Raw genomic sequence first — 17,236 nt, forward strand, 5'->3', positions numbered from 1 at the left:
TGACCGGACCCTGGCTGACCAGACTTTGTCGACAAGTGAATGGCCGGCAGGCGCCGTGCCATCCGACCTGATACCGCGGAGCCGCAAACGGCTTGGCTGGGCTCTGATGGCTGCTGCGACGCTCGGCCTTCTGGCGGTGATCGCACTGCAAATCCTCTACAAGAGCGAGGTCGACACTATCGGCTTCGAGACCTGGCGGCCGGTGGTCTACGCCTACGTGCTGTGGGGTGTCGCGCTCGGCATCGGCCAGGTACTGACGCGCGGCGAGGACGGCCAGCGCGCGCTGTTCCTGCTGCCGGCGCTGCTGTTTACCATTGCCATGGTGATCTTCCCGACGCTGTTCGGCTTCTATATCGCGCTGACCGACTGGAACCTCAGTTCCTTCAGCGGACGGCAGTTCAACGGGCTCGACAATTTCTGGCAGATGCTGAACGACGCCTATTATCGCAACGCGCTGTTCAACATGGTGCTCTACGTGCTGGCGGTGTTCGTCGAATATGTCATCGCCTTCGGCCTGGCGCTGCTGCTCAACGCGCAGATCCGGGCGCGAAAATTCTTCCGCGTCGTGTTTCTCATGCCGCTGATGCTGTCGCCGGTGGCGGTGTCGTGGATGATCGGCAAGTCGCTGATGGAATACCGCTTCGGGCCGGCCGCGACACTAGCGCGGCATCTCGGCTGGGAAAACCCCGCCTTCTTCTCCAACCCGATCACCGCCCGCATCTCGATCATGGTGCTCGACGCGTGGACGTTCATCCCGTTCATGATGATCATGCTGCTCGCCGGCCTGCAGGCGATGTCGCGCGAGGTGCTCGAGGCAGCGCGTGTCGATGGCGCCACTGCCTGGCAGACCTTCTGGCAGGTCACCTTCCCGCTGATGCTGCCGGTGTCGGTGACGGCGGTCATCCTGCGCATCATCTTCAAGCTGAAGCTCGCCGATATCATCATCACCGTCACCTCCGGCGGCCCCGGCGGCGCGACCGATTCGGTGTCCAGTTTCATCTACCGCGAATATCGCGACCGCTCGAACGTCGGCTACGGCACGATGCTGGCGATGGCCTATTTGATCATCATCATCGTGTTCGTGACCTGGCTGCTGAAATTCGCCAGCCGCTTCGTGCGCAACGTCAACTGATCGGGCTGGCAAGATGAGCGTTCAGACCACCGACTATGCCGCTTCCGAAATCCGCTCGCCGGCGAGCTTCGTCGCCAACCGCGTCTTCATCTATGGCGCGCTCATCTTCTGGGCTTTCATCTGCCTGTTCCCGATCTATTGGACGATAACCACTTCGTTCAAGACCGCGGTCGACGTCACCCAGGGCCATCTGATCCCGTTTCTCGATTTCAAACCCGACTGGAAGGGCTGGCGTTCGCTCGGTCTGTCGCCGGACTCGATCTTTCGGACGTCGACGGTTCGCGACGAGTTTATCAAGCGCTTCATGAATTCGGTCATCACTTCGGTCGGTGCGTCGAGCCTCGCCATCGTCATCGGCAGCCTCGCCGCCTACGGGCTGACCCGCTATCGTTACAAGTTCGCCTGGTTCAGGAACGAGGATATTTCCTTCTTCTTCCTGTCACAGCTGATCCTGCCGCCGGTGGTTTTGGCCCTGCCCTTCCTCGTGCTTTACCGGGAGGTCGGCCTGCTCGACACGCGCGTCGGGCTGATCCTGCTCTACACGCTGATGGTGCTGCCGATCGTCATCTGGATCATGCGCGACCAGTTCAACTCCATTCCGGTGGAGCTGGAGGAGGCAGCACTCGTCGACGGCCTGTCGATCTGGGGCGCCTTCTTGCGCATCGTCATGCCGATCGCGCTGCCGGGCATGGTCGCCGCCTTCATCCTGGCGATGGTGCTGTGCTGGAACGAGTATTTCTTCGCCGCGCTTTTGACCTCGACCGACGCAAAGACCATTCCTGTCATGGTGGCCAGCCAGACCGGCTCACAAGGCATCAACTGGTGGTCGATGGCAGCGCTTGCCACCGCCGCCATCACACCGCTCGCCGTCATCGGCATCGCGCTCGAGCGTTACCTGATCATGGGCATGACAGCGGGCGCGGTGAAATAACTGCGCCGGTTCTCCCTTCTCCCCTTGTTGTGGGAGAAGGGAAAAGTGCGCTAACCCGAAAGTGTTGCCCGCAAATGCTCGAGGATCATGGCAACCCCTTTTTGCCCCAATTCCGCCGAGGCTTCGGGCGCACTTGCCGTGTACCAGCCGGTGTTGTCGGCGAAGCGGCCGGCATCCACCGCTTCCGGGCACAGCGCCAGCATCAGTGACGTCTCGCCGGTGCCGGCATGGTCGAACGGGTACCGGCTGTGCATTGAAGCCGGCATCAGTGGATGCACCCGCACCCAGTTGAAGAAATTGCTGCCCTCGGCGTGCTCGGCATAATAGTCGGCCATAGCCGGAGAGCCCCACCAGCCTTCGCCACGTTCTTTCTCCAGGAAGCGGAAGATCGCCTGCCGGCCGGCGGCCTTGAAGGCGAGATCGGTCGGCATGCCGGCGGCAAAATTTTCGGTCTGGTGGTGAATGACGGCGTGGATGTTGCGGAAGCCGATGCGCAGCAGGCTGTAGAACAGTTCTTCCGCAAATGGCGCCAGCACATTGCCGCCGACCTGCAGCGAACCACTGCCCTCCGGTGCTGCAACAGCATAGCTCGCCGCGCCGTAATGGAAGGGCGGCAGAATGACGATCTCGGCTTCTTTTTCGAACAGTTCCAGGCTCTTGACCACCGCCAGCGTGTCCATTCCGACGGCCATGTGCTCGCCGTGATATTCGAGCACACCGAGCGGCAACACGACCGGCCGGTTCTCGGCGATCGCCTTGCGGATCTGGTGCGGCAGCATCAATTCGTAGCGCATGACACCTACTCCATATTGGTGTGGCGGGCGCGCATCGCTTCCGGCGAGACGCCGGTCAGATCCCTGAGCTTCAGCACCATCACTTCGAAGAGGACGAACAGCGCGCCTTCGAAAACCGAGCCCATCGGCAGGACGGATGTCTTTTCAGGGCCCTGGTCGTCGGCCATGGTCTGAGCCGGGATAAGCAGTGTGAAATCGGCCAGCTTCGCGGCAGTGCTGTCGGCTTGTGCGGTGAGCAGCAGGACTGTGGCACCGGCCTCGCGCGCGACCTGCATCAAGGTCAGCACCGTCGACGTCTCACCCGGGCCGGAACTGGCGAGGAAGACATCGCCCTCGCCCAGCGGCGGCGTGCTCATGTCGCCGACGACCGACACCGGCAGACCGAGATGGTAGAGCCGCATGGCAAAACCCTGGACCTGCAGCGCCTCGCGGCCGCAGCCATAGGTGACGATCTTTTTCGCGCCAGCCAGGATGGCGCAAGCCGCGTCGATGCGGCTTGCGTCGATACGCTCCAGCACGGTGCCAAGCTCGCTCAGCGCAATCCCAAAAAGGTTTTCGCCGGCGTCCGTCATGACATTTGCACCAGCTTGCCGGTGCCGGAGAACCATTTGAATATCTCAGTCACATCTGCCCCGAACAGCTTGTTTTCACTCATGCTATCACCGCGAAAATCGGTGTCCAACGACACGCAGTGCTTTTGATGCGCCACAGCCGTGATAGTGTCACGGCAAATCGCAAATGAGGAAACGGCAGCATATGAAGACACGGCATTTCGACCGCATCGGCAATGGCGGCATCACCTTCACCGAGCTCGGCTTCGGCACTGCGCCGCTCGGCAATCTTTATCGCGCCGTATCCGATGAGGATGCCAATGCTACGCTGGAGGCGGCATGGCGGGTCGGCTGCCGCTACTACGACACCGCGCCGCTCTATGGGCTGGGCCTTGCCGAAACGCGGCTCAATCCGTTCCTGCGTTCGAAGAAGCGTGACGACTACGTGCTGTCCAGCAAAGTCGGGCGCATCATGCGCGCCTGCCCGCCGGAACAGCGCACCGGCATCGGCAAATTCTTCGACACCCCATCGCGCCGCGAGGTCTACGATTACAGCTATGACGGCGTCATGCGCTCCTTCGAAGCCTCGCTGGAACGGCTCGGCGTTGACCGCATCGACATCCTCTTCGTGCATGATGTCGACATCTTCACCCATGGCAGCAAGGAAGCCTCGGACCAGCGCATTCAGGAATTCATGAGCTCCGGCTACTACGGATTGCTGGCATTGCGCGACCAGGGCGTGATCAAGGCGTTCGGCGGCGGCATAAACGAGTGGCAGGTTGCCCAGACGCTGGCCGAGCGCGGCGATTTCGATCTGTTCCTGCTTGCCGGGCGTTACACGCTGCTGGAGCAGGAAGCGCTGCAGTCTTTCCTGCCGCTATGCCAGCAACGCGGCATCGGCATCGTTCTCGGCGGGCCGTACAATTCCGGCATCCTGGCAACCGGGCCGAAGCCCGGCGCCTACTACAACTATTCGGAGGCGCCGCAGGACATCATCGACCGCGTCACCCGCATCGAGGCCGTCTGCAAGCGCCACGGCGTGCGCCTGATCGAGGCGGCGCTGCAGTTCCCGCTGCTGCATCCTTCCGTCGTCTCGGTAATCCCCGGCGGCCAGCGGCCGGGCGAAGTCGAAAGCAATCGCTCGCTGCTCGACGCGAAACCGCCATCGGCGCTGTGGGCCGATCTCAAGACAGAAGGCTTGATGCGCGCGGATGCGCCGACGGCATAGTGCCGCCTTTCCAACGACGTTGCGGGCACAGAAAAGAAAAACCGGATATACCGGCTTTTCTTTTCTCTGAAAGACTTAAGGAAGCGCTTAGTTGACCGCGTCCTTGAGGCCCTTGCCGGCCGAGAACTTCGGCACGGTGCGCGCCGGGATCTTCACTTCCGCACCGGTCTGCGGATTGCGGCCGGTCGACGCGGCGCGTTGTGACACGGTGAAATTTCCGAAGCCGACAAGCCGGACATCGCCGCCCTTTTTCAGTTCGCCGGTGATGACGGAAAACACCGCATCAACCGCCGACTGCGCGTCACCCTTCGAAATACTCGCGGCATCGGCGACAGCGGACACCAGTTCGTTCTTGTTCATAAAAATTCCCTTCCATGAGAAAACCGGAACACTCGACTCATCCGGCAGGAAACGGACTTTAGAAAGAAGCGCTCCGGCAACCAAGTCGAAAAGCGCCACGAAAGTTGAAAAAAGCCCGGAAATCCGGGGTTCTTCACATGAAAAAGCCGGGCTCAAGGCCCGGCTCTCTCTTTGTGCATTGCAACTTTAGCAAGAGCTAATGCGCCAGCGATTTACCAGCTTCGTCCCCGACATCGACCACGGCCGGCGCATTGACGGGTTCAACCCACTGGATCGGTTCCGGCATGCGCACCAGCGCATGGCGCAACACTTCGCCAACCCGTGAGACCGGAATGATCTCCATGCCGCTCTTCACGTTCTCCGGAATCTCCGCCAGATCCTTGGCGTTCTCTTCCGGGATCAGTACCTTCTTGATGCCGCCGCGAAGTGCGGCAAGCAGCTTCTCCTTGAGGCCGCCGATCGGCAGCACCCTGCCGCGCAGCGTGATCTCGCCGGTCATCGCCACATCGGCCTTGACCGGGATTCCGGTCAGCACCGAGACGATCGCCGTCGCCATCGCCACGCCAGCCGACGGTCCGTCCTTGGGCGTTGCGCCTTCCGGCACGTGGACGTGGATATCGCGCTTGTCGAACAGCGGCGGCTCGACGCCGAAATCGATGGCCCGCGAGCGGACATAGGACGCCGCCGCCGAAATCGATTCCTTCATAACGTCGCGCAGATTGCCGGTCACTGTCATGCGGCCCTTGCCGGGCATCATGACACCTTCCACCGTCAACAGCTCGCCGCCGACTTCCGTCCAGGCGAGCCCGGTGACCACGCCGACCTGATCGTCGCTCTCGACCTGGCCGAAGCGGAAGCGCGGAACACCAAGATAATCGGCAAGATTGTCCGCCGTGATGTTGATCGTCTTCTTCTTCGTCTTCAGGATCTCGGTCACCGCCTTGCGCCCGAGTTTCATCAGCTCGCGCTCCAGGCTCCTGACGCCCGCTTCACGGGTGTAGGTCTGGATGATGCCGCGGATCGCGTCCTCGCCGACGGAGAATTCCTTCGGCTGCAACGCGTGGTCGCGGATCACCTTGGGCATCAGGTGACGCTTGGCGATTTCGATCTTCTCGTCCTCGGTGTAACCGGCGATACGGATGATCTCCATGCGGTCCATCAAGGGCGCAGGGATGTTCAGCGTGTTCGCCGTCGTCACGAACATCACGCTCGACAGGTCGTATTCGACCTCGAGGTAATGGTCCATGAACGTCGAGTTCTGCTCGGGATCGAGCACCTCGAGCAAAGCCGATGACGGATCGCCGCGGAAATCCTGGCCCATCTTGTCGATCTCGTCGAGCAGGAAGAGCGGGTTGGATTTCTTCGCCTTCTTCATCGACTGGATGACCTTGCCGGGCATCGAGCCGATATAGGTGCGGCGGTGACCGCGGATTTCGGCCTCGTCGCGCACGCCGCCCAGCGCCATGCGGATGAACTCACGGCCGGTCGCCTTGGCGATCGACTTGCCGAGCGAGGTCTTGCCGACGCCGGGAGGTCCGACGAGGCACAGGATCGGCCCCTTCAGCTTCTTCTGACGGCTCTGCACGGCGAGGTATTCGACGATGCGGTCTTTGACCTTGTCGAGGCCGAAATGGTCGGTATCGAGCACGTTCTGGGCAAAGGCCAGATCCTGCTTGACCTTGGAGTTCCTGCCCCACGGGATCGACAGCAGCCAATCGAGATAGTTGCGCACGACGGTCGATTCAGCCGACATCGGCGACATCGTCCGCAGCTTCTTCAGTTCGGCTTCCGCCTTTTCGCGGGCCTCCTTGGAAAGCTTGGTCTTCTTGATGCGCGCCTCGATCTCGGCGGCCTCGTCGCGGCCGTCCTCGCCCTCGCCGAGCTCCTTCTGGATCGCCTTCATCTGCTCGTTGAGGTAGTATTCGCGCTGCGTCTTCTCCATCTGGCGCTTGACGCGCGAGCGGATGCGCTTCTCGACCTGCAGCACCGAGATTTCGGCTTCCATGAAGCCCATCGCCTTTTCCAGCCGTTCCTTGACGGACAGCGTGGCGAGCATCTCCTGCTTCTCGGGGATCTTGATGGCAAGATGCGAAGCGACCGTGTCGGCGAGCTTGGAATAGTCGTCGATCTGGCTGGCGGCACCCACCACTTCGGGCGAGATCTTCTTGTTCAGCTTGACGTAGTTCTCGAAGTCGGTGACGACGGAACGGGCCAGCGCCTCGACCTCGACCTCTTCCTCATCCGGTTCGACCAGCGCCGCAGCACGGGCTTCATGGAAATCGGGACGGTCGGTGAACGCGACGATTTTCGCGCGCGAGGCACCTTCGACCAGCACCTTCACGGTGCCGTCCGGCAGTTTCAGCAATTGCAGCACATTGGCGAGCGTGCCGATGTCAAAGATGGCATCGGGCTCCGGATCGTCGTCGGCGGCATTCATCTGGGTCGCAAGCAGGATCTGCTTTTCCTGACCCATCACTTCTTCCAGCGCCTTGATCGACTTTTCACGCCCGACGAAGAGCGGAACGATCATGTGCGGGAACACCACGATGTCGCGCAGTGGGAGGACTGCGAAGACGCCGTCGCTGGGAGCCTTGGATAATTTGGCCATTGTCCAACCTTTCATGTCGCGGCCGCCAATCGGCCAACCGCGAATCTCATATTAACGACCGGGGATCGTTCCGCCTACCACCGTTTGTGACGGGAGTTTTACAGCACAGAATTCGGCACCACGGCCTTCTGCCTTTAGTTGGAGGCACGGCGGGTAAAGATCAAGGGTCAACACGGTCCGTCCCTCCAATCCGCAGCCATTACGCGGCGCCACACGCGGTGTGCGACAGCAAAACGGCGCCCTGCGGCGCCGTTTCGGAAAAATCCACTGCCGGCTCACGTCAGGCGCTGACGTTGCCCTTCTTTTCCTTCTGCTCGGAATAGATGTAGAGCGGCCGGGCGTTGCCTGACACCACCTCTTCCGAAATAACCACTTCGCGCACGCCTTCCAGCGCTGGCAGCTCGAACATGGTGTCGAGCAGGATCGCTTCCATGATCGAACGCAGGCCGCGCGCGCCGGTCTTGCGCTCGATGGCGCGCTTGGCGATCGCCGAGAGCGCGTTCTCGTGGAAGGTCAGGTCGACATTCTCCATCTCGAACAGCCGCTGATACTGCTTGACCAGCGCGTTCTTCGGCTCGGTCAGGATCTGGATCAGTGCCGGCTCGTCGAGATCCTCCAGCGTCGCCAGGACAGGCAGACGGCCGACGAACTCGGGAATGAGGCCGAACTTCAACAGATCCTCAGGCTCGACCAGGCGGAAAACATCGCCGGTGCGGCGATCCTCGGGCGAAGCGACGATGGCGCCGAAACCGATCGAGGTCTTCCTGCCGCGATCCGAGATGATCTTGTCCAGGCCGGCGAAAGCGCCACCGCAGATGAACAGGATGTTGGCGGTGTCGACCTGCAGGAATTCCTGCTGCGGATGCTTCCTGCCGCCCTGCGGCGGCACGGAGGCGACAGTGCCTTCCATGATCTTCAAAAGTGCCTGCTGCACGCCCTCACCCGAGACGTCGCGGGTGATCGAGGGGTTGTCCGACTTGCGCGAGATCTTGTCGATCTCGTCGATATAGACGATGCCGCGCTGGGCGCGCTCGACATTGTAGTCGGCCGACTGCAACAGCTTCAGGATGATGTTCTCGACGTCCTCGCCGACATAGCCGGCCTCGGTCAGCGTCGTCGCGTCGGCCATGGTGAAGGGGACGTCGATGATGCGGGCCAGCGTCTGCGCCAGCAACGTCTTGCCGCAGCCGGTCGGGCCGATCAGCAGGATGTTAGACTTCGCCAGTTCGACGTCGTTGTTCTTGCCGGCATGGGCGAGGCGCTTGTAGTGGTTGTGGACGGCCACCGACAGCACGCGCTTGGCGTAGGGCTGGCCGATGACGTAGTCGTCGAGAACCTTGAGGATTTCCTGCGGGGTCGGCACGCCCTCGCGCGACTTCACCATCGAGGTCTTGTTCTCCTCGCGGATGATGTCCATGCACAGTTCGACGCATTCGTCGCAGATGAACACCGTCGGCCCGGCGATCAGCTTGCGCACTTCGTGCTGGCTTTTGCCGCAAAACGAGCAATAAAGCGTGTTCTTGGAATCACCGCTGTTGTTGCCGACCTTGCTCATTTTCCTGTCCTTTCATGGCCGCCCGCCGATGGTCTGGTTGAAAGGGCGCATATTCAATCTATCGCGGGAATCCGCTGCCGCCAGTGCCCCGGCTCCCGCAACGCATTCCGTACGAAACACAAATCGGAAAACGGGGCAATGATTCGAACAACCCCACGCAAAGCTAAGCCGTCCAAAATCAACATAGCCTTAACGTAGGCAATTGCACCCGTCGAGGGAACAGCCAATTGTGGCCGAAATGCCGCAAGCTGCGCCAAAAGCGCGTGATCCCGCCACTCATTGCCACCGCGGGGCCACCGCGGGCCTATAAGGCAATACCTTCGACCGGCTCACGTGACGAAATGACCTTGTCGATGAGGCCGAAATCCCTGGCCTCGTCGGCAGTCATGAAATGGTCACGGTCGAGCGTTTTTTCAATCTCATCGTAGCTCTTGCCGGTGTGCTTGACGTAAACCTCGTTGAGGCGGCGCTTCAGCTTGATGATGTCCTGGGCATGACGCTCGATGTCGGAAGCCTGGCCCTGGAAGCCGCCGGAAGGCTGGTGGACCATGATGCGGGCGTTCGGCGTGGCGAAGCGCATGTCCTTGTGGCCCGCCGTCAAGAGCAGCGAGCCCATCGAGGCGGCCTGACCGATGCAGAGCGTCGACACGGCAGGCTTGATGAACTGCATCGTGTCATAGATCGCCATGCCGGAGGTGACGACGCCGCCGGGCGAGTTGATATAGAGGTTGATTTCCTTCTTCGGATTCTCCGCCTCGAGGAACAGCAGCTGCGCGCAGACCAGCGTCGCCATGCCATCCTCGACCGGGCCGGTGATGAAAATGATGCGCTCCTTGAGGAGCCGCGAGAAAATGTCGTAGGCCCGCTCGCCGCGATTGGTCTGTTCGACCACCATCGGAACGAGGTTCATGTAGGTTTCGACGGGGTTCTTCATGGACTATCCCTTTTTGAGGATGGGATTCCGGCGCCGGAGATTTGCAATCGGGCAGAATCGGTTCTGGATCGTTATTGTGTAAATAGGATGCCGGCTCACCCTAGCGCAAGGCCGCCTCTCCTAGCCATCCGGTTAAGTCGAATCAAGGTTTCCAAACCAGTTTCGCCTGTCGCCGTGCCGGCAGCCCCTCTTCTGCCGTGGGAAGGGGCGCTCATGCTTGGCCGTTGTTTAGCAGTTTCTTAACCGCATCGCTTAACGAAAAGTGGTGAAACCGCTTTTTCCGGCCACGGCTTACCCTACAATTCAACGTTGAACTCGCTTCACGCAGTTCAAACAGGGGGAGTGCGATGATCAAGAAAGTTGCATCCTTGGCCCTTACCAGCATCGCCGTATTCGGCATGGCGTCCGAAACGGCGGCCGGCGGACGCGCGGTCGAATGCTATGAGCAGGTCAATCGGCCGGCCGTCTACGACACCGTCTACGAGGACGTGCTCGTCAGCCCAGCCGGCCAGCAGGTGGAATACGAGGCGCCAATCTACGGGACGCGCGAGCGCGTGGTGCAGATCGCACCGGCGCGCGTCAGCTACGAGATCGTGCCCGCCATCACCCGCACTATCTACCGCACCGTGAGGGTCGATGACGGCGGCTATTCCTGGGAATGGCGCATCATCGATGGCCGCAAGGTGCTGTGCAAGGTCAGGCACAGGGCGCGCTATGAACGCGTGGCCGAAATCGTCGTGCTTGAGCCGGAACGCCGGCGGCGCGTTGTCCTCCCCGCCGAGTACGAGGACGTCGCCGAAGAAGTGCTGGTGCGGCCGGAGCAACGGCGCATCATCGACATTCCGGCGTCTTATCAGACAGTGGCCCGCCGCGTGGTGGTCAGGGAGGGCTCATCCAGCTGGCGCCGCGCGCATATTCCGAGGCATTGCCAGTATTAGCGCTCAGGCCACCTCCGCCCTGAGCCATTTCTTCAGGCCGTCGACATCGCCGTTGCCGACGCAGGCCGCAACCCTTCTGCCGACTGCCGCGCCGAACTTGTAGCCGTGGCCGGAGCAGGCCGAGACGACCAGGCATCTGCCTTTCTGGTGAGCCAGGAATTTCTCGTCGGCGGTGAAGGTGTAGGCGCAGGTGACCACTTCGGTGACCTTGTACTCCTCGATACGGGCAATCGGCGGCGAAAACAGGTTGCGGATCGCCTCGCCTTCGCCCGGCACCGGCTGACGGTTCCAGTCGGCATCGCTGGTCGGCACCCTGTGCAGGCCGGAGCCGAATTTCATGCCGGCCCCGCCCGAGGGCGGGATGGCGTAGCCGTCGACAGTGCCGCCGATGTTGAGGACGACCGGTGCTGCCTGCCAGACCGCTTTCAGGTCCGTCGGCGGTTCGACATAGGCGAGCGCGGTGCGCCAGGTTTTCAGCTCGCCATCCAGCTCCGGGAACAGTTTTAGCACCCAGGCGCCGGCAGCGACGACGATCCGGTCGGCCTGCATCGTTTCGCCGCCCGCCAGCACGACATGCCCGGCCTCGGCATCGATCTCGACCACCTTGCTGTTTTCGTAGACATTGGCGCCGTTCGCGCGCAGCCACCTGGCGAGGCCGGCAGCGATCTCGCGGCAGTGCAGCGCGCCGCCGTCCGGCGAAAAATACGCATAGCGGAATGAACCAGGTTCTAGGAACGGCCAGCGTTCGACAGCGGCATCCGGCTCGAACAATTCGAACGGGTAGTTCCCGGCTTCCATGCCTTCGCGGTATTCCTCCGCCTCATCTCCCGGCTGGCGCGAAATACAGATGAAGCCGCGCGGATCGAGATGGCTTTCGCCGAGATCGGCCCACATCTCATCCCATGCCTCGTAGGCTTCGGTGATCAGCCGGCCGTAGCCCGTTCCGGCCCGGTAGGCGCGGCGGATAATGCGATGATGGTCGCCCGACGCGGCAAGCGGATTGGGGATCGGTCCCTGCTCGACGATCGAGACGAGGTGACCGGCCTTGGCCAGCGACCACGCCGTCGAAAGCCCGGCAATGCCCGCACCGACCACGATCACATTCATGAAAACCGTCCTTCCGCAACCGCTTCGGCGGCTCACCTCACGGGAGGGCCAACATACGGTCTGGCACCAGACTGGCAAGCCGCGCTAATGATCTGGCATGACCGAATTGAAGCCGCCCTATCTTGCCTTTGATCCAGCCTCCCGCCGCCTGCGGCTCGATCCGCACGAACCGGCTTTTTTCCAGGACCCATACGAAGCCTACGCCTTCCTGCATGGCGCATCGAACGCCTTCGTCTGGGAAGAATTTGGTTTCTGGTGCTTTGGCGGCTTCGACGACGTCAACCGTCTGTTGCGCGATCGCCGCTTCGGCCGGCAGAACCCGGCCGGCATTCCGGACAGCCGGGGCATCGGCCAGGACCGCACGCATCTCAGCGCCTTCGACGGTGTCGAGGCCAATTCGATGCTGGAGCTGGAGCCGCCCGTCCACACACGGCTCAGAACGCTGGTCAACCGCGCCTTCGTCTCGCGCCAGGTCGAGCGGCTCAGGCCGCGTGTCGAAGCGCTGGCCAACGAGCTGATCGACCGTTTCGAACCAGGAAGAGTCGACCTGCTGCCGGCTTTCGCCGCTCCCTTGCCGATCACCATCATTGCCGAGATGCTCGGCGTGCCGGTCGACATGGGGCCGCAGCTGCTCGACTGGTCGCATCGGATCGTCGCCATGTACATGCATGGCCGCACCCGCGAGACGGAGGACACGGCCAATCGCGCCGCGCGCGACTTTTCCGATTTTCTGCGCGGCTACGTCGCCGAGCGGCGAAAGAGGCCGGGCGAGGATCTTCTGTCGCTGCTGATTGCGGCACAGGAGGACGGCCAGAAACTGTCGGAGGACGAGCTGGTATCCTCGGCCATTCTTTTGCTCAATGCCGGCCATGAAGCAACTGTCCACCAGACCGGCAATGCGGTGCGCTCGATCCTTGCGCAAGGCGGCGACCCGCGCCGCTTCTTCGCCTCACCGGAAGCAACAGCCGCGACGGTCGAAGAGTGCCTGCGCTTCGACGCGCCGCTGCACATGTTCACGCGCTACGCCTATCAGGAGGTCGAGGCCGGGCCGGGGATCATCGTCCAGCCGGGCGAGACGATCGGGCTGTTGCTCGGCATGGCCAATCGCGACCCTACTGCGTTTGCCGAGCCCCTCGCCTTCAGGCCGGACCGTGCCGACCAGAAGAACGTATCGTTCGGCGCCGGCATCCATTTCTGCATCGGCGCGCCGCTCGCCCGGCTCGAACTGCAGGTGTCGCTGAAAACCTTGTTCGACCGGCTACCGCAGCTGCATCTTGCCGAACAGCCGCGCTTCCGCGACACCTATCATTTCCACGGCCTGGAAACGCTCGCCGTACACTTCTGAGCATTCGGTCCGGCAGGGGTGATCAAAGCTTGATCACATACTCCTTGCGAGTCGTTTCAAGCACTTCCCAGCTGCCCTTAAAGCCCGGCCTCAGCACGAAACTGTCGCCTGCCCTGACGGTGCGCGCATCGCCGCCGTCTTCGGCGATCACCGAAACCCCTGACAGAATGTGGCAGAACTCCCACTCGTCATATTCGATGCGCCATTTGCCGGGCGTTGCTTCCCAGATGCCGGCATAAAGGCCGCCGTCCTGTTCCTCGACATTCCAGGTGCGGAATTTCGGATCGCCCGAAATCAGGCGATCCAGCGCCGGTGCGCCATGCTCGGCTTCGACGGCGTCGATGTCGACGGACAGAAATTTCGGCGTGGTCATGGCGATCAAACCTTGGCGAGAGCCTGTTCCAGATCGGCGACGATGTCGTTGACGTCCTCGATGCCGACCGAAAGCCTGACCGTGTCCGGCCCCGCCCCGGCGTTGATCTTCTGCTCGTCGGAAAGCTGGCGATGCGTGGTCGATGCTGGGTGGATGACCAGCGACTTGGTGTCGCCGACATTGGCCAGGTGCGAGAACAGCTCGAGCGCCTCGACGAACTTGATGCCCGCGGCATAGCCGCCCTTCAGCCCGAAAGTGAACACCGCGCCGGCGCCAAGCGGCGAGTACTTCTTCTGCAGCGCATTGTTCTTGTCGCTGGGCAGGCCGGGATAGGACACCCAGGCGACCTTGGGATGGTTGGAAAGCCATCCGGCGACCGCCGCCGCATTGTCGCAGTGGCGCTGCATCCTGAGCGGCAAGGTTTCCAGACCGGTCAGGATAAGGAATGCGTTGAACGGCGAAATCGCCGCGCCGATGTCGCGCAGGCCGAGCACGCGAGCAGCGATGGCGAAGGCGAAATTGCCGAAGGTCTCGTGCAGGACGAGGCCGCCATATTCGGGGCGCGGCTCCGACAGCATCGGATATTTGCCCGATTTCGACCAGTCGAAGGTGCCGCCGTCGACAATGGCGCCGCCGATCGAGTTGCCGTGGCCGCCGATGAACTTGGTCAGCGAATGCACGACGATGTCGGCGCCATGCTCGATCGGCCGCAGCAGATAAGGCGAGGCCAGCGTGTTGTCGACGATCAGCGGCAGGCCGTGCTTGCGGGCGATGTCGCCGATCTTCTCGATATCGACGAAGACGCCGCCCGGATTGGCCAGGCTTTCGATGAAGATCGCCTTGGTCCTGTCGTCGATCTGGCTCTCGAAGGTCGAGATCTCGTTGGTATCGGCCCAGCGCACCTGCCAGCCGAAATTCTTGAAGGCGTGGCCGAACTGGTTGATCGAGCCGCCGTAAAGCTTTGTCGCTGAAACGAAATTGTCGCCCGGCTGCATCAGATTGTGGAAGACCAGCACCTGCGCGGCATGGCCGGAGGCGACCGCAAGGCCTGCCGTGCCGCCTTCGAGTGCCGCGATGCGCTCTTCCAGCACTGCCTGGGTCGGGTTCATGATGCGGGTGTAGATGTTGCCGAACGCCTTCAGCCCGAACAGCGAGGCGGCATGATCGGCATCGTCGAAGACGAAGGAGGTCGTCTGGTAGATCGGCGTCGCTCGCGCGCCAGTCGCCGGATCCGGCTTGGCGCCGGCATGGACGGCGAGCGTGTTGAAACCGGGCGTGCGGGCCATCGAAAAACCTCCCTGAATGGTGAATGGTGAATGGTGAATGGTGAATGGTGAATGGCAAAGTCGGCCAGCCCCACCCTGATTGCAAGCGGCTCATATGCCGCCTTGCCCGCCTTCCAGAAAAATCCTTCTATTCACCATTCACTATTCACTACCTACTTCTGGCGAACGCCGAAGCTCTGGAATCCCGGCCGCATCAGGGGCTTCTTCGACGACAGCACGCCGGAATTGACGCCGGTCCAGCCGATCTCGCCGGACAGCTTGCCATATTCGATCTTGGGGCAACGGTTCATCACCACCTTGATGCCGGCGGCTTCGGCGCGTGCGGCCGCCTCGTCATGGCGTATGCCAAGCTGCATCCAGATGACCTTCGGCAGCGGATCGAGCCGCAACACCTCGTCGACAATGCCCGGCACAGCGCCGGAAGCGCGAAACACGTCGACCATGTCGACAGGTCCTGGAACGTCGGCGAGCCTGGCATAGGTCATCTGGCCGAGGATCTCCTTGCCGGCATGGCCGGGATTGATCGGGAACACCGAAAACCCTTTGCCGAGCAGATATTTCAGCACGAAATAGCTCGGCCGCACGTCATTGGCCGACGCGCCGACCATGGCGATGGTCTTCACCGAATTGAGGATGCCGGCGATATAGGCGTTGTCGTAGGCGTCGTGGTTCATGCCTCGTCATACAGCGCTTCGGAGTGAGGTGCCAACAGCCGCGCCAGTGGCTTGCAATGGGCCAGGGAAAGCCGTCAGCCGGGCAGCGAAATCGATCCGTCTTCCGCGATCGGAAAAGCCGGATTGTGCGCCACTTCCCAGACATGCCCGTCCGCATCGGCGAAATAGCCGTACCAGCCGCCCCAGAAGGCGCGCCCGGCCGGCTTGACGATCTTGCCGCCGGCCTTCTCAGCCGCCGCAAGCACTTCGTCGACCTCGGCGTCAGAGCGGGTGTTGTAGGCGAGGTAGACGGCCGACGGCGCCTTCGAGAAGCTGACGCCCGAATCCTCTTCGGCGCTTGGGCGCGGAAACAAGCCAAGAATGGCGCCGCCCATCTGGAAGAAGGCAACGCCCTCGGTGATCCCGGCATGGCGCTTCAGGCCCATCGCCTCGTAGAAGCGCACGGCGCGGTCAAGATCGTCCGTCGCGATGGTGATGATAGAGATGCGCGGTTCCATAGCCGCCTCCTATTCCTCCGGCCATTCCGGCTTGCGCTTGCCGATGAAGGCGCCGATGCCCTCTTCCGCATCGCGCGCCAGCATGTTCTCGGCCATGACGCGCCCGGTGTAACCATAGGCCTCGGCGAGCCCCATTTCTGCCTGCTCGTAGAAGGCTTCCTTGCCGATCTTGACGACCAGGGAGGATTTGGACGCAATGGTTTGCGCGTATTTGGTGACAATCTGATTCAGATATTCGCGCGGCACGACGCGGTTGACCAAGCCGAATTCCTTGGCGGTTGCCGCATCGATCGTCTCGCCGGTCAAAAGCATCTCCATGGCGTGTTTGCGCGAGACGTTGCGCGACAGCGCCACCATCGGCGTCGAGCAGAACAGTCCGATATTGACGCCAGGCGTGCAGAAGGTCGCCTCGTGCGAGGCGATGGCGAGATCGCAGCTGGCGACCAGCTGCAATCCGGCCGCCGTCGCGAGGCCGTCGACTTCGGCGATCACCGGCTTAGGATGGCGAACGATCGCCTGCATCAGCGCGGCGCAGGCGGAAAACGTCTTTTCGAAAAAGGCCCTGCCGCGATCGGCATCTGCGCGGTGCGTGCTCAACTCCTTGAGGTCGTGCCCGGCGCAGAACACTTTGCCGGCCGCCCCAAGCACGATGACGCGGACGGATTTGTCGGCCTTGGCGCGGTCGAGTTCCGCCATCAGCGCCGCCATCACTGCAAGCGAAAGAGCGTTGGCCGGCGGATTGGCCAGCGTTAGACGGAGCACGCCCTTGTCCAGCCTGGAGACGACGGGCCCTTCGGCAACGGCAGGTTTGATGGCAACGATTTCGGCCATAGGTCGTTCCTCCGCGATTCCGGATCGGTGATCGACTAATCTAGTAAGCCGTCTCGCTTCGACCAACTCCCTCCTCCGCATCTGCCATACAG

At 62.0% G+C, this 17,236-nt stretch carries 18 protein-coding genes; 5 read left to right on the top strand and 13 right to left on the bottom strand.

What is annotated here, in order from left to right:
• Nucleotides 1-10 precede the first annotated feature (10 nt).
• Both NKI52_RS29625 and NKI52_RS29630 read left to right on the top strand, forming a co-directional pair.
• Nucleotides 11-1,132, top strand: coding sequence for a carbohydrate ABC transporter permease (locus NKI52_RS29625; protein ID WP_031211226.1), 1,122 nt, complete (start codon nt 11-13; stop codon nt 1,130-1,132).
• 13 nt (nt 1,133-1,145) lie between these two features.
• On the top strand, nt 1,146-2,063 hold the full coding sequence (locus NKI52_RS29630) for a carbohydrate ABC transporter permease (protein WP_352571443.1): 918 nt from the start codon (nt 1,146-1,148) through the stop codon (nt 2,061-2,063).
• 50 nt (nt 2,064-2,113) lie between these two features.
• Here the strand turns inward: NKI52_RS29630 and NKI52_RS29635 are convergent, their stop codons facing one another.
• The 3 genes from NKI52_RS29635 to NKI52_RS29645 are packed head-to-tail and all read right to left on the bottom strand — an operon-like array spanning nt 2,114 to nt 3,623.
• A complete protein-coding gene (locus NKI52_RS29635) occupies nt 2,114-2,857 on the bottom strand; it encodes a creatininase family protein (protein ID WP_352700517.1) in 744 nt (247 codons plus the stop codon).
• Nucleotides 2,858-2,862: 5 nt separating this feature from the next.
• Complete coding sequence (locus tag NKI52_RS29640; RefSeq protein ID WP_352700518.1) at nt 2,863-3,429, bottom strand: SIS domain-containing protein; 567 nt, start codon at nt 3,427-3,429, stop codon at nt 2,863-2,865.
• Nucleotides 3,426-3,623 carry a hypothetical protein gene (locus tag NKI52_RS29645; protein WP_352590603.1) on the bottom strand — a complete coding sequence of 66 codons (198 nt, stop codon included), beginning with the start codon at nt 3,621-3,623 and terminating at the stop codon, nt 3,426-3,428. Before NKI52_RS29645 ends, NKI52_RS29640 begins: the two co-directional genes overlap by 4 nt.
• Here NKI52_RS29645 and NKI52_RS29650 point away from each other — a divergent pair.
• Nucleotides 3,614-4,636 carry an aldo/keto reductase gene (locus tag NKI52_RS29650; protein WP_352681562.1) on the top strand — a complete coding sequence of 341 codons (1,023 nt, stop codon included), beginning with the start codon at nt 3,614-3,616 and terminating at the stop codon, nt 4,634-4,636. The two genes, NKI52_RS29645 and NKI52_RS29650, sit on opposite strands and share 10 nt — an antisense overlap.
• A gap of 87 nt (nt 4,637-4,723) precedes the next feature.
• On the opposite strand, the gene NKI52_RS29655 is transcribed toward NKI52_RS29650, so the two are convergent.
• The 4 genes from NKI52_RS29655 to NKI52_RS29670 form a co-directional block, all read right to left on the bottom strand.
• A complete protein-coding gene (locus tag NKI52_RS29655) occupies nt 4,724-4,996 on the bottom strand; it encodes an HU family DNA-binding protein (protein ID WP_023674657.1) in 273 nt (90 codons plus the stop codon).
• Between the two features lie 196 nt (nt 4,997-5,192).
• Nucleotides 5,193-7,604, bottom strand: coding sequence for an endopeptidase La (lon, locus tag NKI52_RS29660; protein WP_352619243.1), 2,412 nt, complete (start codon nt 7,602-7,604; stop codon nt 5,193-5,195).
• A gap of 280 nt (nt 7,605-7,884) precedes the next feature.
• Nucleotides 7,885-9,159, bottom strand: coding sequence for an ATP-dependent Clp protease ATP-binding subunit ClpX (gene clpX, locus NKI52_RS29665; RefSeq protein WP_006332719.1), 1,275 nt, complete (start codon nt 9,157-9,159; stop codon nt 7,885-7,887).
• 304 nt (nt 9,160-9,463) lie between these two features.
• Nucleotides 9,464-10,093 (bottom strand): ATP-dependent Clp protease proteolytic subunit, encoded by a 630-nt coding sequence (locus tag NKI52_RS29670; RefSeq protein ID WP_023674655.1) that lies wholly within the window; start codon nt 10,091-10,093, stop codon nt 9,464-9,466.
• A 347-nt stretch (nt 10,094-10,440) separates the two neighbouring features.
• On the opposite strand from NKI52_RS29670, the gene NKI52_RS29675 reads away from it, so the two are divergent.
• A complete protein-coding gene (locus tag NKI52_RS29675; RefSeq protein ID WP_352700519.1) occupies nt 10,441-11,031 on the top strand; it encodes a hypothetical protein in 591 nt (196 codons plus the stop codon).
• A gap of 3 nt (nt 11,032-11,034) precedes the next feature.
• Here the strand turns inward: NKI52_RS29675 and NKI52_RS29680 are convergent, their stop codons facing one another.
• Entirely contained in the window at nt 11,035-12,138 is a 1,104-nt protein-coding gene (locus NKI52_RS29680) for an NAD(P)/FAD-dependent oxidoreductase (protein ID WP_352700520.1), read from the bottom strand.
• 97 nt (nt 12,139-12,235) lie between these two features.
• On the opposite strand from NKI52_RS29680, the gene NKI52_RS29685 reads away from it, so the two are divergent.
• A complete protein-coding gene (locus NKI52_RS29685; RefSeq protein WP_352700521.1) occupies nt 12,236-13,483 on the top strand; it encodes a cytochrome P450 in 1,248 nt (415 codons plus the stop codon).
• A 22-nt stretch (nt 13,484-13,505) separates the two neighbouring features.
• On the opposite strand, the gene NKI52_RS29690 is transcribed toward NKI52_RS29685, so the two are convergent.
• The 5 genes from NKI52_RS29690 to NKI52_RS29710 all read right to left on the bottom strand — a co-directional run bounded on the left by NKI52_RS29690 (nt 13,506) and on the right by NKI52_RS29710 (nt 17,144).
• Nucleotides 13,506-13,856, bottom strand: a complete 351-nt coding sequence (locus tag NKI52_RS29690) for a cupin domain-containing protein (RefSeq protein ID WP_352700522.1) — start codon at nt 13,854-13,856, stop codon at nt 13,506-13,508.
• A 5-nt stretch (nt 13,857-13,861) separates the two neighbouring features.
• Entirely contained in the window at nt 13,862-15,142 is a 1,281-nt protein-coding gene (locus NKI52_RS29695) for an O-acetylhomoserine aminocarboxypropyltransferase (protein WP_352700523.1), read from the bottom strand.
• A gap of 152 nt (nt 15,143-15,294) precedes the next feature.
• Nucleotides 15,295-15,816: a CoA-binding protein gene (locus tag NKI52_RS29700; RefSeq protein ID WP_352700524.1), complete on the bottom strand. Its 522-nt coding sequence runs from the start codon at nt 15,814-15,816 to the stop codon at nt 15,295-15,297.
• Nucleotides 15,817-15,890: 74 nt separating this feature from the next.
• Entirely contained in the window at nt 15,891-16,313 is a 423-nt protein-coding gene (locus NKI52_RS29705; RefSeq protein WP_352700525.1) for a VOC family protein, read from the bottom strand.
• A gap of 9 nt (nt 16,314-16,322) precedes the next feature.
• Entirely contained in the window at nt 16,323-17,144 is an 822-nt protein-coding gene (locus NKI52_RS29710; RefSeq protein WP_352700526.1) for an enoyl-CoA hydratase, read from the bottom strand.
• Between the last annotated feature and the right edge of the window lie 92 nt (nt 17,145-17,236).

This window comes from Mesorhizobium sp. M0590, from assembly GCF_040320905.1.
Lineage (GTDB): Bacteria > Pseudomonadota > Alphaproteobacteria > Rhizobiales > Rhizobiaceae > Mesorhizobium.

Excerpts from the sequence above, each read along its gene's own strand:
- NKI52_RS29650 (WP_352681562.1), top strand. The coding sequence starts at position 3,614 with ATGAAGACACGGCATTTCGACCGCATCGGCAATGGCGGCATCACCTTC.
- NKI52_RS29700 (WP_352700524.1), bottom strand. The coding sequence starts at position 15,816 with ATGAACCACGACGCCTACGACAACGCCTATATCGCCGGCATCCTCAAT.
- NKI52_RS29635 (WP_352700517.1), bottom strand. The coding sequence starts at position 2,857 with ATGCGCTACGAATTGATGCTGCCGCACCAGATCCGCAAGGCGATCGCC.
- NKI52_RS29655 (WP_023674657.1), bottom strand. The coding sequence starts at position 4,996 with ATGAACAAGAACGAACTGGTGTCCGCTGTCGCCGATGCCGCGAGTATT.
- NKI52_RS29640 (WP_352700518.1), bottom strand. The coding sequence starts at position 3,429 with ATGACGGACGCCGGCGAAAACCTTTTTGGGATTGCGCTGAGCGAGCTT.
- lon (WP_352619243.1), bottom strand. The coding sequence starts at position 7,604 with ATGGCCAAATTATCCAAGGCTCCCAGCGACGGCGTCTTCGCAGTCCTC.
- NKI52_RS29705 (WP_352700525.1), bottom strand. The coding sequence starts at position 16,313 with ATGGAACCGCGCATCTCTATCATCACCATCGCGACGGACGATCTTGAC.
- NKI52_RS29695 (WP_352700523.1), bottom strand. The coding sequence starts at position 15,142 with ATGGCCCGCACGCCCGGTTTCAACACGCTCGCCGTCCATGCCGGCGCC.
- NKI52_RS29710 (WP_352700526.1), bottom strand. The coding sequence starts at position 17,144 with ATGGCCGAAATCGTTGCCATCAAACCTGCCGTTGCCGAAGGGCCCGTC.
- NKI52_RS29680 (WP_352700520.1), bottom strand. The coding sequence starts at position 12,138 with ATGAATGTGATCGTGGTCGGTGCGGGCATTGCCGGGCTTTCGACGGCG.
- NKI52_RS29690 (WP_352700522.1), bottom strand. The coding sequence starts at position 13,856 with ATGACCACGCCGAAATTTCTGTCCGTCGACATCGACGCCGTCGAAGCC.
- NKI52_RS29675 (WP_352700519.1), top strand. The coding sequence starts at position 10,441 with ATGATCAAGAAAGTTGCATCCTTGGCCCTTACCAGCATCGCCGTATTC.
- NKI52_RS29685 (WP_352700521.1), top strand. The coding sequence starts at position 12,236 with ATGACCGAATTGAAGCCGCCCTATCTTGCCTTTGATCCAGCCTCCCGC.
- NKI52_RS29630 (WP_352571443.1), top strand. The coding sequence starts at position 1,146 with ATGAGCGTTCAGACCACCGACTATGCCGCTTCCGAAATCCGCTCGCCG.
- NKI52_RS29670 (WP_023674655.1), bottom strand. The coding sequence starts at position 10,093 with ATGAAGAACCCCGTCGAAACCTACATGAACCTCGTTCCGATGGTGGTC.
- clpX (WP_006332719.1), bottom strand. The coding sequence starts at position 9,159 with ATGAGCAAGGTCGGCAACAACAGCGGTGATTCCAAGAACACGCTTTAT.